Here is a 12,415-nt window from a genome sequence, read left to right as displayed (position 1 = left end):
GCGCGGCTAGCGGCCCGCCGAGCCGGCGTCGGTCACGCCGACATCCGCCCGGCTGAAGTTCCGGAACGAGCGCGACGCGGTCGGCCCGCGCTGCCCCTGGTAGCGCGAGGAGTACTCGGCCGAGCCATAGGGCCGTTCGCTCGGCGAGGAGAGCCGGAAGAAGCAGAGCTGGCCGATCTTCATGCCCGGCCAGAGCTTGATCGGGAGGGTCGCGACGTTCGAGAGCTCGAGGGTGACGTGGCCGGTGAAGCCGGGGTCGATGAACCCGGCCGTCGAGTGCGTGAGGAGGCCCAGGCGGCCGAGCGAGCTCTTGCCCTCGAGCCGGGCGGCGACGTCGTCGGGGAGGGTGACGCCCTCGAAGGTCGACGCGAGCACGAACTCGCCCGGGTGCAGGATGAACGGTTCGTCAGGCCGCACCTCGATCAGGTGGGTGAGCTCGGGCTGGTCCTCGGCCGGGTCGATGAAGGGGTACTTGTGGTTGTCGAACAGCCGGAAGTACCGGTCGAGTCGCACGTCGATGGACGACGGCTGCACCATCCCCGGATCGTACGGGTCGAGCCGGACGCGCCCGCGCTCGACCTCGGCCCTGATGTCGCGATCCGAGAGCAGCATGCCCTCAGCGTACCGAGGGCTCAGAGGTTCCCGACGAGGTACGCGGTCGCCCTCGCCCGCTCGGCGTCGAGCACTCGGTTCACCCGCGCCCAATCCGGCGCGAAGACCCGGTCGTCGATGCCCTCCGCGGTGGCCCCGGCGGCGATGTCGGCCCGGTGGTGCTCGAGGCCGAAGACGCCGAGCAGCGAGTCGAACCGCGCCGCCCCTCGCCTCGCGTTCGCATGCACGAGGAAGGGCCGGTTGAAGAGGATCGAGAAGACGCAGCCGTGGTACGAGTCGGTCACGACGAAGTCGGCCGAGGCGAGGCTCGCGAGCCAGCGTTCGACGGACGGACGGTCGAACCGGGCGCGATCCGCCGCGTACGCCGCGTACGAGGCCGGCGAGGCGGTCGGCAGCAACTCCATCGTCGGGGCGCCGACCCGGTCGGCGATCGCCCGCTCCGCGCGCAGCATCTCGTCGGTCGCGTCGAGCCGGTAGACGAGGGTCCGTCCGGCCGCCGGCGCCGGATCCGTCCCGGTCCCGGCGACGAGTCCGCGGTAGTGCTCCGGCGTGAGGAGCATCGTCGGGTCGAGGTGACGCTCGGCGTGCACGCCGAACTCCTCCGCGCAGATCCGGATGCCGGACGCCTCGCGCACCGAGACGGCGTCGAACCGTCGGATCAACTCGGTGGCGCGCGTGCGCTCCTCGTCGCTGTACTCGTCGATGTCGTCGCGGCCGAAGGATGCCGCGTACGAGATGCGCCGCGGCCGCGGGCCGTGGAACTCCTCGATCACCTCGAGGTACTCCTCCGGGATCTCGGCGTACGCGGCGCGCCAGACCTGGTCGCTCCCGACCACGAACGTGTCGAAGCGACGAGCGAGTCGTGCGCGCCCGCGCGGGGTGTCGGCACGCTCGACCGCGGACGAGGTCGAGAGATGGCGCCGGAGGAAGCGCTGCTGGGGGGCGAGGACCTCGCGCGGCGCCCGCCAGCGCCAGTCCGCACGCGCGGGCAGCAGCATCCGCATCGCACGCCGGACGGCCCAGATGCGGTGCAGGAGCCGGCGCCGCAGCGGGATGGGATCGCCGGTGTCGACGAACGCCCGGTGCCCGAGGTCTCGGATGGCGCGCTGCAGGGCGTAGGCCTGGACGATGCCGCCGTAGTTCGTGTGGAGGGGCAGCGTCTTGATCAGTACCCTGCGAGACACGGGACGACGGTACCAGCGGCCCGGTGGACAGGGGGGCGCATGACGCACGGCATCGAGCAGGTCGTCGACCGCGGCATGTGCATCGGATGCGGCGCCTGCTCGGTGCGGACCTCTGGCGCGATCCCCGTCACGACCGGGCGACGGGGGTCTATGGGGCCGCCCTCGACGGCGTCGACCCCGCCGCGGTGCGCGCCGCCAGTCGGGTGTGCCCGTTCTCGGACGAGGCGCGGAACGAGGACGAGCTCACCCGCGAGCGCTTCCCGGACCTGCCCACGGACGGCCGGCTCGGCGCCCACCTCGAGATCGTCGCCGGGCGGCGCGCGTCGGAGGCGGAGGTGGTCGGAAGCAGCTCGGGCGGCCTCACCTCGCTCGTGCTCGAGGAACTGCTGCGTGCCGGACTCGTCGACGGCGTGCTGCACGTCGGCCGGACGGCCGGCGACCCCCGGTTCTCGTACACGGTCTCGACCTCGCCCGAGGAGATCGAGGCGAACCGCAAGTCGATGTACTCCGCGACGACGCTCGCCGACGTGGTCGCCGCCATCCGCGGTGACGGGCGCACGTACGCGGTCGTCGGCGTGCCGTGCTTCATCAAGGCGCTGCGCCTGCTCGCGGGCGAGATGCCCGACCTCGACGCGCAGTTCGGGGTGTACGTCGGCCTGGTCTGCGGCCACCTCAAGTCCACCTTCTTCGCCGAGTCGCTCGGCTGGCAGGCGGGCGTCCCGCCGACCGAGCTCGAGCGCATCGACTTCCGGGTGAAGAACCCCGACCGCTACGCCTGGGACTACGACTACGACGCAGTCGGTCGCGACGGCACCCACCACGTGCGACGGTCCGCGGAGACGCTCGACGGCGGGTGGGGGTTCGGCGCGTTCCAGCCGGAGGCGTGCAACTTCTGCGACGACGTCTTCGCGGAGGGCGCGGATGTCGCCTTCGCCGACGCCTGGCTGCAGCGGTACGCCGCGGACTGGCGGGGCACCAACGCGGTGGTCGTTCGGGACGAGCGTGTGCGTGCCTTGCTGCGGTCGGCCGCGGAGCGCGGCGACGTCGAGCTCGAGCCGCTGTCGGTGGAGGACGCCGCCGGAACGCAGGCCGGCGGGTTCCGCCACCGCCGGACGGGCCTGGCCGTCCGGCTCGCCGATGACGCCGCCGCCGGGCTCAGCGTTCCCGTCAAGCGCGTGACGCCCGACCGGACCGTGGTGTCGCGCCGGCGCGCGGCCGTATTGCGACAGCGACGCCGGATCTCCCGGCTCTCGCTCGACGCGTTCGCCGAGGCCCGCGAGGCGGGCGACTACGAGCGCTACGCGCGACCGATGCGCGGCGCCATCCGCCGGTACCGGCTGCTCGACGCGTGGTCGCACGGACCCGCCGCGCTGGCGCGCCACGTGCTCCGGCCGGTCGTCCGCCGGGCTCGTCGGCTGCTGCGCCGATAGGCGAGCCGCTCACGGGCTCGTTCCGGTGCGATCGGCGCGGCCGCGCTTGCTATGCTGACTGCGTCCCATCCGGACGCCTCGGCGCAGCGGATGCGATACGCCGATGTAGTTCAATGGTAGAACTTCTGCTTCCCAAGCAGACAGCGCGGGTTCGATTCCCGTCATCGGCTCTGATCGAGCCGGCTCGCCGTCCCGCTGAGGTCAGGGCTCCACCGTCAGCACATGGCGAGCGAGTTCGGGCAGCGGGTTTCCCCCGCCGGCCGCATTCGGACCCGGCGTGGTGTTCCAGTTCTCGGCGCTCTGGCTGGCGATCACGTGCGGTCCCACTTCGCCGTCCCACCAGCCGAAGAACGGGCCGCCGGACTGGCCGGGGATCACGTCGTTCTGGTGCATGATGCGGAACGAGTCGCGACCGCCGGTCGTCTCGGTGACGGTGCTGTCCATCACGCCGGGCCCGTGGTAGATCGGTCGGTCGCCGCCCGAATCACTCGGATAGCCGACATGCGCCCAGTACGCGCCGCCGTCCCAGTCGGTGGAGTAGCCGCGAGTCCCCATCCATCCGGTGAGGTCACCGAGCGGTTGATCGAGCACGCAGACCACGTAGTCGAAGGCCGCCTCCCCGGACTGGATCTGGTCGGACGGATCCGCCTGCAACCACCAGTAGATCCGGGTCGCATAGGCGAAGCCGAAGGGTTCGCTCGTGTCGAAGACCATCGGGGTGAACTTCACCCAACCGGCGGTGTTGCTCGGACCCCAATCGATGACGTGACTGGCCGTCATCATGTGACGGCGACCGATCATGACGCCGGACCCACTGCCGCCGGGTGTGTCGACCCGTCCGCAGCAGCTCCAGGGATAGGAGGTGTCCGAGAACTCGAAGCGAGTGTCGGGCACGAACACGGTGGTGGGATCGCCGCTGTCGTCCTGCTCGCCGATCGGCCGCCGCGCCCAGCGGCGTCGGTACAGGTCTTCCGGGAGATCGTCGGGCTGCGGGTGGACAGCCAGATGCGGCGGCCGGAACGCAGGCAGATCCACGTGCCCGTCCGGGCGCTCGAGCGCTTCGCCCGCATCGATCCCCTCGATCCTGGGAGGAAAGGCGTGCCGGCCCAACTCGCCGACCTCGGCGATCACATCGACCGAGCGATCGCGGCCCTCGAGCCGGTACTCGACGCCATCGACGCGATCGAAGCTCGCGAGGCGAAGGCTTGCGCGCTCTGCGAGCGGCTCGGCCTCGCGCCGCTCGACGCGGTCCCGCCATGATCTGAATTCAAGTGGAGCGTCCATGGTTCGACCCCTCGTCAGCAATGACGCGCTCCCCGATCGAGCAGGCGCAACTCACCACCCGCTGGCATGACGACCGGCTCGTCGAGAGTCGTCCCTCCTGTCTACTCGCACCCCGATGATCCGAGTAGTCCTCACTTCGGTGGACGTCGTCGATCGCGGCACGTCCGGCCCGCGCCATGATCGCCTGGACCCTCGTCGCTCCCCGGTGCAGGTGCGGGCGCGTGTCAGACTCGAGCCTCCCGTGCCCTGACCGTCTTCGCGTGAGACACGGGCCGGCGCCAGCCCGCGCGCGTCACGACCTGAGCTGCCGGGCGGCCACGAGCGTCCCGTCGACGAATCCCTCGACGCGCAGCGTCGCGCCCGCCGCGACCGGGGCTGCGATCCCGACCTCCGTGGTGCCGTCCGGGGTGACCGCGGTGGCGACCGGCCGTCCGTCGAGGTAGACGTCCACGCCCTCGATCGCGGCGGTCTCGAGCGTCAGCGTCCGCGTGCCGTTCGAGGAGAGCTCGAGCTCGGCGTCGAGCGTGCGGGGCACCCCCGCCGCCAGCAGCGCTCCCGCGGCATCCATCAGGTCGTCGTTGTCCTCGAGCACGTCGCGCGATGTGAGCCGGTGCAGGTGGTCGGGCACGACGCCGAGGTCCTCCACCGGCTGACCGAACCGGGTGCCGACGCGGAGGCAGCGTCGCAGCGAGACCCGGAACTGCGCCCCGGCGGGCAGCGGGCGCAGCGGTCCACCCACCCAGTCCTTGCGGAGGTCCTCGTGGGTGAGCACGTTCGCGCCGCCGGCGCCGGTGTTCTCGTCGACGCCGAGCACCGGGCCGATCTCGTGGTCCTGGAAGCCCGCGGCGAAGATGTCGGTCGCGCTGTAGCACAGCCCGTCGGTGACCAGAACGACCGGCCCGTGGTAGAGCTGCCCGACGCTGTTGACGACCTCCTCCGGGTACAGCGGGATCGCGCTCGAGAACGGCGCGCCCGTGGCGATGGACTCGTCGATCGACGGACGCCAGTCGCCGTAGTCCGCGACCCGCGCCGTGAGGTCGGCCGTGGCGCGCGTGTTGATGAACTGCATCGGCTCGGGGCGGATGCGCCGGGGCGTGAAGAACTGCAGCAGGAACTCGGACGCGATGACGAACCCGCCGCCATTCCCGCGCACGTCGAGGATGAGCCCGTCCCGGGGCAGCTCCTCAAGCAGGCGTGCCACCTCCTCGATGAAGGCCTCGACCTTGAAGTCCTCCATGAAGAACGTGAAGATCCGCAGGTGGCCGAAGGTGCCGTGGGCCGTGTCGACCGTGCGCGCCTTCAACTCCGGCCGCACGGTCGGGATGATCCCCGCCGCCACCTCGAGCTCCGTCGCGGGCGCCATCCCGAACGCCCCGCGAGCACCGCTTCCGCCGCGCGCGTAGCGCTGCTGCTCCTCGTCCGAGGCCGGTGCGAACAGGCGTCGCTTGACCTGCCGGCTCAGTTCGGTCTTGAGATCCAGCCCGAGGAGCTTCGTCGCCGGAGCCGCGACGCCGCTCGGGAGGCTCGCCGTCGCGTTGCCGCCGGTCACCTCGTCGGCCGACTCGAACACCCGCCATGGCAGCCGGGTCTCGTGCTCGTTCCCGGCGACGCGGTAGGTCAGGTCGACCCAGTCCTCGTCCGGCGGCAGCGACATCGCCACGGGACGGATCGTCATGTTCTCCAGGCCCCGCGCCGTGCTGGCCGCGCGGTTGCTGCCCGCCTCCCGCGCGGCGTTGCGCTCGACGGCGATGGCCATCGGCGTCCCGTTCCAGTGCGTCACCCTCGCGCCCACCACGAGGTGCGGGTCGCCCGTGAGGTGGTCGAACGTCCGCGTCACGATCCACTCGGTGGAGTCGCCGTCGACGGCCCGCTCGACGAGGATGCCGAGGAACGCGAAGCCTCGATAGGGCGCGGGCAGGATGTAGTTCGTGTGCAGGTCGCGCAGGCCGAGGAACACGCGCTGGAGCGCGGTGTGGAATTCCGGCTCGGTGAGCATCGGCGACCGGTAGCGCAGGAGCCGGAGGCTCTGGGACGGATCGACGGCGTGCATCGCCCGCTTGAGCGGGAGGTGCACGTAGAGGCCGTCGATGAGCGCCTCGGCCTGGTCGACCAGCGTCAGCCGGTCCTCGGGGGTGAGCGATCCGGCCCCCACCAGGTCGCGGAACTCGGGCATCGTGCGGACCGCCCCGAGGCCGTGCCCCGGTGCCAGTTCGGCTGTGCTGATCGACGACATGACCGCCTCCTCGGCTCGGGCCGGGGACGGGCACCGGCGTCCGGCCGCGGGGGCACGGCGGCCGGCGGCCGGACCGACGATGATCCGGCGCGTTCCTCAGGCCCGTCTTCGTCCTACTCGCCTGCCCGGACGGCGACCAGTCCTCATTTCCGCGGACCCGCGTGGATGCGCCGTGGCATCGCGATGGACCGGGTCAGGACGCGTCGCGCCCGTTCACCCCGGGGAACTGCCGGCGTCGGCGCGGAAGTTCGGTCGGCACCGCCTCGGCCGCGGCCGAGTCGAGGTCCGAACGCGCCGTGTACCACCGGTGGTACACGGCGACGAGCGGCGCCGAGGTCAGGCCGTGCAGCATGATGCTCAGCGCGACGGTGACCACGACGGTGGTGAGCACGGTCTCGGACTCGGGGACGCCGCGCTCGACCGCGATGAGCACGAACACGAGCGAGGCGAGTCCGCGCGGTCCGAACCATCCGATGAACCCGATGGTCTCGATCCTCGGCGCTCCGCCGCGGCCGACCAGGAGCGCGATCGCCACCGGCACCATGCGCACGAGGGTGAGGCTCAGGATGGCGTAGAGCACGACCTGCCAGCTGAGGTACGGCAGCGCGAGCCCGATCGCGATGGCGCCGAAGGCGATCCAGGTCACGGCCGCGAGCAGGTCGCCGGCGGCCTCGGAGAGGACGGTGACGGTGGAGCGCGCCGGGCCGGCGAGCCGGCCGAAGGCGAGGCCCGCGACGAACGCGGCGATGAACCCGCTGCCGCCGAGCTGCTCCGCGATCGCGTAGGCCAGGAGCGCCACCGCGAGCGGGAGGATCTGCCGCCAGTCCCGCGCGATCCATCCGCGCCGATCGGCCAGCCGGAACGGGATCCCGCCGAGGAGGCCGGCGACGAGGCCGGCGGTGACCCCCCAGCCGATCTGGGCCGTCATGCTGCCGGCGACCGCCGTCGTCAGGCCGGTCTCCAGCTCGGCGTTGGCGATCGACAGCGCGACCAGGAACAGCGGCACCGCGAGGCCGTCGTTGAGTCCGCTCTCGACGTCGAGGGCCTGGCGGACCCGGGCGGGGACCTTGTCGTCGGAGACGACGCGCTGGCCCAGCGCGGCATCCGTCGGCGCGAGCATCGTCGCGAGGAGGAACGCGGAGGCCAGGGCCATGCCCGGGAAGACCAGCGCGCCGATCGCGGCCCCCGCGAGGATCGTCAGCGGCAGGCCGATGAGCAGCAGGCGCGCAGGCCAGCCGAGCTGGTGGCGCAGGACCCGCAGGTCGAGCCGCGTCGCGTCGCTGAAGAGCAGCAGCACGAGGGCGATCTCGGCGACGCGCTCCGCGACCACGGTCTCGAGCGAGACGTCGAGGAGGTCGGGCGCGACCAGGCCGACCGCGAAGCCGACGACCATGAGGAAGAGCGCCGAGGTGATGCCGCGGCGATCGAGTGGGCGGGAGAGCGCGCTCCAGACGATGATCATCGCCAGCACCACGATCACCGCCAGCATGCCGACCCGCCCCCGATCGCCCGCGCGGTCGCCGTGGCGACCCCCCGGCCATGCTACGGATGCCGCGGGCGCGAGCACCACACGGCGCGCGCCGCGGCGTCGGGATCAGGCGTCGGCGATCCCGCGGAGCACCTCCAGGGCACCGGCGCGGTAGCTCTCCCAGTCCCCGCGACCTGCCCCCGGCAGTGCGCGGGTCGTCCAGTCGAGTGCGTTCGCCGCGGCGAGCGCGGCCACGTCGTCGGAGGAGGCGTCGTCCGGGCAGGCGCGCAGCAGTTCGCCGAGCGCCGCGGTCCGGCCCTCGTGGAACTTCGCGGCCGGATGCGAGCGTCCGTCCTTGGCGAGCGCGCACGAGGTGGCGGGCCCGATCGCGGCGGACCAGTCCTGCGCGGCCTCGGCACGCGCGGCGCGGACGGCCTCACGGGCGGGAACGGACCGTTCCGCCGGTTCCGATGCGGGCGCGGCGTGCCGGGATCCGACACGCCGCACCGATCGCGGACGCTCCGACCGACGCCACGGCAGCAGCAGCGGCACGGCCCGGATCAGCGGCCGAAGAGGCGCGCGAAGAAGCCCGTGGCGGGTTCGTTCTCGTGGCCCTGGCAGCGGTCGGCGCGGGCGACGCCGCGCATGACCTGGTCGACGTGCTGGCCGCAGCCGGCCCACGTCGTCTTCCCGCACTTCCGGCAGGTGACGGCTCGGCACATGGTGATCTCCTCGGGTTCGGTGGTCGGTGGGGGTGTCGGGCGGTTCGGCTCAGCGGGTGCCGTGGTCGCCGTCGCACCACTGCTCGGCGGGCACGTGGTCCTTCACGGAATCGACGTGCTGGCCGCAGCCGGCCCAGGTGGTCTTGCCGCAGGAACAGGTGACGGGGCTGCACATGGTGATGGATCTCCTCGGTGGTGTGCGTACGGTGGTCTGGTGAGGGCGTGGCCGGGTGCTCAGGCCGCGGTCGCGGGCTCGCGCACCTCGGCGTCCCGGCGCGCGGCCTCGCCGGCCTGCCACGTCAGGTAGCCGCCGTCGAGGTTCACGGCCTCGCGGCCGAGCTGGGCGAGCAGGCGCACCGCGGTGTGGCCGCGCTGGCCGACCTTGCAGTGCACGACGAGGCGACCCGCGGGCAGCTCGTCGGCGCGCTCGCGCAGCTCGTCGATCGGGATGTTGACCGAGCCGGGGATGGCGCCCTGTGCGACCTCGGCCGGCGTCCGGACGTCGACGAGGACGTCGCCGGCCTCGAGGGCGGCGTCGAGCTCGTGCCACTGGATCGACGGGGTGAGTCCCTCGGCGGCGTTCAGCGCGACGTAGCCGAGCATGTTGACCGGGTCCTTCGCCGACGAGAACTGCGGCGCGTAGGCCAGTTCGAGGTCGGCCAGCTCGGAGGCGGTGAGCCCGCCCGCCATCGCGGTCGCGATGACGTCGATGCGCTTGTCGACGCCCTCGCCGCCGACGCCCTGCGCGCCGAGGATCTCGTCGGTCTCGGCGTCGACGACGAGCTTCAGCGCCATCGTCTGCGCCCCGGGGTAGTACCCGGTGTGCGAGGCGGGGTGGGTGTGGATCACGCGCAGCTCGCGGCCGGTGCGGCGCAGCAGCTTCTCGGGCCATCCGGTCGAGGCGATCGTGAGGTCCATGACGCCGACGACGGCGGTGCCGAGGGCATCGCGGACGCGGATGTCGCGACCGGCGATGACGTCGGCCGCGAGCCGGCCGTGGCGGTTCGCCAGGCCCGCGAGGGCGACGAGGCGGGGCTCGCGGCTGATCGCGTCGACCTTCTCGACGGCGTCGCCGATGGCCCAGATGTGGGGGTCGCTGGTCCGAAGGTGGTCGTCGACCCGGATGCCGCCCCGCTCCCCGAGCTCGAGGCCGGCGGCGGCGGCCAGCGTCGTGTCGGGCCGCACGCCGATGGAGCCGAGCACGAAGTCGGCCGGGACGGTGCTGCCGTCGCTCAGGGTGGCCGCGTCCTCGGCGAGCTCGGTCACCTGCGTGCCGAGCCTGACGTCGACGCCGGCGGCGCGGAGGCGCTCGGCCACGGGCGCCGCCATCTCGGCGTCGAGCGGCGGAAGCACCTGGTCGGCGAGTTCGACCAGCGTGACCCGGAGGCCGCGGTGCACGAGGTTCTCGACCATCTCGACGCCGATGAAGCCGGCGCCGATCACGAGCGCGGTGCGCGGCGCGACCTCGAGCTCGCCCATCGCGCGGTCGACATCGTCGATGTCGCGCAGCGTGAGCATGCGGTCGCCGCCCGGGATCGGGGGACGGACGGGAGTGGCACCGGGCGAGAGCACGAGTGCGTCGTAGGCCTCGACGACCTCCTCCCCCGTGACCAGGTCGCGGACCAGGACGGTCTTCGCGGCGCGGTCGATGGAGACGGCCTCGGTGCGCACCCGGACGTCGAGGTTGAACCGGCTGCCGAGCGACGCGGGGGTCTGGAGCAGGAGGCTGGAGCGCTCCTCGATGACGCCGCCGAGGTAGTACGGCAGGCCGCAGTTGGCGAACGAGACGTGGCCGCCCCGCTCGAGCACGATGATGCTGGCCTGCTCGTCGAGCCGACGGAGGCGCGTCGCGGCGGACATGCCGCCTGCGACGCCGCCGATGATGAGGTACCGCTTCGAGGTCATGACCCGAGGATATCAATACCCCCGGGGTATCGTCAAAATACCCCTCAGGTATCACTCAGCCGAGTGATCCCGGAGACGGCGACGGGCCCCCGCCGTCTCCGGCGAGGGCCCGTCGTGCGGGGGCGGGAGGTCAGTCCTTGCCGCCGGTCGGGCGGTCGTCGGCGTTCGACGCCTGGTCGCCGGCACCCTCCGGAGCACCTTTGCCCTCGGGCGCGCCGGCGCCCTCGGAGGCCTCGTCGCCCGTCCCGATGCCGTGCCCGGCGTTCTCCTCGGCGGTCTCGAGGCCCTGCTCGGCGTGCTCGTCAGCGTGCTCGACGGCCACCTCGAGGCCTGAGCCGGCCTGCTCCTCGGCGTGCTCGAGGCCGGTCGTGCGCTCGCCCTCGTCGGCGATCTCCTCGGTCTCCGCCACGTCGGCCACGTCGGCCGCGTCGGTGCCGGTCATCTCCTCGAACACGACCTGCGCCGGCTCGGGCAGGACGCCCGCCGCACCGGCCGCACCGGCACCCGTCGCGCCGACCGCCAGGGCCGCGCTCGCACCGATCGCGATCTTCGTCGCCAGGCCGAGGCCCGCGAACCACTCCGTCACCACTCGTCGTCTCCTCGCCGACGGCGCGGGGGTGGGCGCCGTCGCATCCGGGTCATCTGCAGGGACGAACCCGACCGCCGACACCAGGTCGAGGTCGAGCCGGGATGCCACCGCCGCCGAAGGCCGCGGTGGCATCCCGGATGAGGAAGAGGTCCGGAGCTCCGCGACGGCGTCGGCGAGGGGGGAGAGCTCGGTGCGGGCGTGGGGGGAACGCCCGCGGAGCAGCGCCTCCGCGTCGTGGTCGGTGATCCGGTGTGTCCTCATCTCACTCCCTGCCATCGACGGAGACGCCGCGAGGGGTACGGCCCGACGCGATTCTCTTCCGCAGCGTCTCGAGTGCGCGTCGCTGCAGCGCCTTGACCGCCCCCGGACGCTTGCCCAGGACGGCCGCCACCTGGTCGACGGTGAGGTCGACGATGATGCGCAGCACCATGACGTCGCGCTGGTCGGGCGAGAGTCCCTCGAGCAGCCGTCGGGCGCCGTCGTCGCCCAGCCGCGTCATCGCCTCCTGCTCGGCGCTCGCGACCCGGCGCCCGTCGAGCTCCGGTCGCCACTCCTCGGCCTCCCCGCGCCGTCCGCGGCGCCGCAGCTCGTCGGTGAGCCGGCGATACGCGATCGTGAACACGAACGCCCGGAACTCGGGTTCGCCGCCGTCGAATTCGGGCAGGCGGTCGAAGACCGCGAGGAACACCTCGCTCGTCAGGTCGTCGGGTTCACGCGACCCCCTCGCGCGCAGGAACGCCGCGACCGCCGGGGCGTACTCGTTCCACAGCCGCGTGTTCGCCCAGCGAGCCCCCGCCTGCGCCGCGAGCAGCACGGTCCCGAACTCCCCGGCGAGCGCCGCGGCGGGCACGCGAGACGACGACTCCGTGCGGAGGGCGGGGCGGGCGAGCGCGCCGTCGGGGTCGGCCACCCGCACGAGTGTAGGTCAGGGGCCCGCGCGACGACGTCTCCGTCCACACACCGGCACGGTCGCGATCGCCTCCGCCGC

12 protein-coding genes and 1 tRNA gene are annotated in these 12,415 nt (G+C 72.8%); 2 read left to right on the top strand and 11 right to left on the bottom strand.

Annotated features, from left to right (window positions below):
• Nucleotides 1-6: 6 nt before the first annotated feature.
• Together dcd and ABME01_RS03760 are read right to left on the bottom strand one after the other, a co-directional pair.
• Entirely contained in the window at nt 7-612 is a 606-nt protein-coding gene (gene dcd, locus ABME01_RS03765; RefSeq protein ID WP_353827016.1) for a dCTP deaminase, read from the bottom strand.
• 20 nt (nt 613-632) lie between these two features.
• Nucleotides 633-1,796, bottom strand: coding sequence for a polysaccharide pyruvyl transferase family protein (locus ABME01_RS03760; protein ID WP_353827015.1), 1,164 nt, complete (start codon nt 1,794-1,796; stop codon nt 633-635).
• Nucleotides 1,797-1,882: 86 nt separating this feature from the next.
• On the opposite strand from ABME01_RS03760, the gene ABME01_RS03755 reads away from it, so the two are divergent.
• Both ABME01_RS03755 and ABME01_RS03750 read left to right on the top strand, forming a co-directional pair.
• Nucleotides 1,883-3,226, top strand: coding sequence for a Coenzyme F420 hydrogenase/dehydrogenase, beta subunit C-terminal domain (locus ABME01_RS03755; protein WP_353827014.1), 1,344 nt, complete (start codon nt 1,883-1,885; stop codon nt 3,224-3,226).
• Nucleotides 3,227-3,325: 99 nt separating this feature from the next.
• Nucleotides 3,326-3,396, top strand: a tRNA-Gly gene (locus tag ABME01_RS03750).
• Between the two features lie 31 nt (nt 3,397-3,427).
• Here the strand turns inward: ABME01_RS03750 and ABME01_RS03745 are convergent.
• The 9 genes from ABME01_RS03745 to ABME01_RS03705 form a co-directional block, all read right to left on the bottom strand.
• Nucleotides 3,428-4,510 carry a trypsin-like serine peptidase gene (locus tag ABME01_RS03745; RefSeq protein ID WP_353827013.1) on the bottom strand — a complete coding sequence of 361 codons (1,083 nt, stop codon included), beginning with the start codon at nt 4,508-4,510 and terminating at the stop codon, nt 3,428-3,430.
• 292 nt (nt 4,511-4,802) lie between these two features.
• A complete protein-coding gene (locus ABME01_RS03740; RefSeq protein ID WP_353827012.1) occupies nt 4,803-6,743 on the bottom strand; it encodes a S41 family peptidase in 1,941 nt (646 codons plus the stop codon).
• Between the two features lie 193 nt (nt 6,744-6,936).
• Nucleotides 6,937-8,232 (bottom strand): cation:proton antiporter, encoded by a 1,296-nt coding sequence (locus ABME01_RS03735; protein WP_353827011.1) that lies wholly within the window; start codon nt 8,230-8,232, stop codon nt 6,937-6,939.
• Nucleotides 8,233-8,337: 105 nt separating this feature from the next.
• The gene (locus tag ABME01_RS03730; protein WP_353827010.1) at nt 8,338-8,718 is read right to left on the bottom strand and encodes a hypothetical protein; all 381 of its coding nucleotides are present in this window, start codon (nt 8,716-8,718) and stop codon (nt 8,338-8,340) included.
• A 53-nt stretch (nt 8,719-8,771) separates the two neighbouring features.
• On the bottom strand, nt 8,772-8,933 hold the full coding sequence (locus tag ABME01_RS03725; RefSeq protein ID WP_353827009.1) for a DUF8730 family Cys-rich protein: 162 nt from the start codon (nt 8,931-8,933) through the stop codon (nt 8,772-8,774).
• A 49-nt stretch (nt 8,934-8,982) separates the two neighbouring features.
• A complete protein-coding gene (locus ABME01_RS03720; protein WP_353827008.1) occupies nt 8,983-9,108 on the bottom strand; it encodes a DUF8730 family Cys-rich protein in 126 nt (41 codons plus the stop codon).
• 59 nt (nt 9,109-9,167) lie between these two features.
• Complete coding sequence (locus ABME01_RS03715; protein WP_353827007.1) at nt 9,168-10,838, bottom strand: FAD-dependent oxidoreductase; 1,671 nt, start codon at nt 10,836-10,838, stop codon at nt 9,168-9,170.
• A 130-nt stretch (nt 10,839-10,968) separates the two neighbouring features.
• Nucleotides 10,969-11,688 (bottom strand): hypothetical protein, encoded by a 720-nt coding sequence (locus tag ABME01_RS03710; RefSeq protein ID WP_353827006.1) that lies wholly within the window; start codon nt 11,686-11,688, stop codon nt 10,969-10,971.
• Between the two features lies 1 nt (nt 11,689).
• Nucleotides 11,690-12,337, bottom strand: a complete 648-nt coding sequence (locus ABME01_RS03705; RefSeq protein ID WP_353827005.1) for an RNA polymerase sigma factor — start codon at nt 12,335-12,337, stop codon at nt 11,690-11,692.
• Nucleotides 12,338-12,415: the final 78 nt, after the last annotated feature.

This window comes from Agromyces litoreus, from assembly GCF_040496015.1.
GTDB classification, from domain to species: domain Bacteria; phylum Actinomycetota; class Actinomycetes; order Actinomycetales; family Microbacteriaceae; genus Agromyces; species Agromyces litoreus.
The sequence above is the reverse complement of the archived record's forward strand: the minus strand, read 5'-3'. Positions and strand labels throughout refer to the sequence as shown.

Bases quoted from the DNA above. Each gene is read 5' to 3' on its own strand.
- dcd (WP_353827016.1), bottom strand. From the start codon at position 612: ATGCTGCTCTCGGATCGCGACATCAGGGCCGAGGTCGAGCGCGGGCGC.
- ABME01_RS03720 (WP_353827008.1), bottom strand. From the start codon at position 9,108: ATGTGCAGCCCCGTCACCTGTTCCTGCGGCAAGACCACCTGGGCCGGC.
- ABME01_RS03745 (WP_353827013.1), bottom strand. From the start codon at position 4,510: ATGGACGCTCCACTTGAATTCAGATCATGGCGGGACCGCGTCGAGCGG.
- ABME01_RS03740 (WP_353827012.1), bottom strand. From the start codon at position 6,743: ATGTCGTCGATCAGCACAGCCGAACTGGCACCGGGGCACGGCCTCGGG.
- ABME01_RS03735 (WP_353827011.1), bottom strand. From the start codon at position 8,232: ATGCTGGCGGTGATCGTGGTGCTGGCGATGATCATCGTCTGGAGCGCG.
- ABME01_RS03710 (WP_353827006.1), bottom strand. From the start codon at position 11,688: ATGAGGACACACCGGATCACCGACCACGACGCGGAGGCGCTGCTCCGC.
- ABME01_RS03755 (WP_353827014.1), top strand. From the start codon at position 1,883: ATGCGGCGCCTGCTCGGTGCGGACCTCTGGCGCGATCCCCGTCACGAC.
- ABME01_RS03715 (WP_353827007.1), bottom strand. From the start codon at position 10,838: ATGACCTCGAAGCGGTACCTCATCATCGGCGGCGTCGCAGGCGGCATG.
- ABME01_RS03725 (WP_353827009.1), bottom strand. From the start codon at position 8,933: ATGTGCCGAGCCGTCACCTGCCGGAAGTGCGGGAAGACGACGTGGGCC.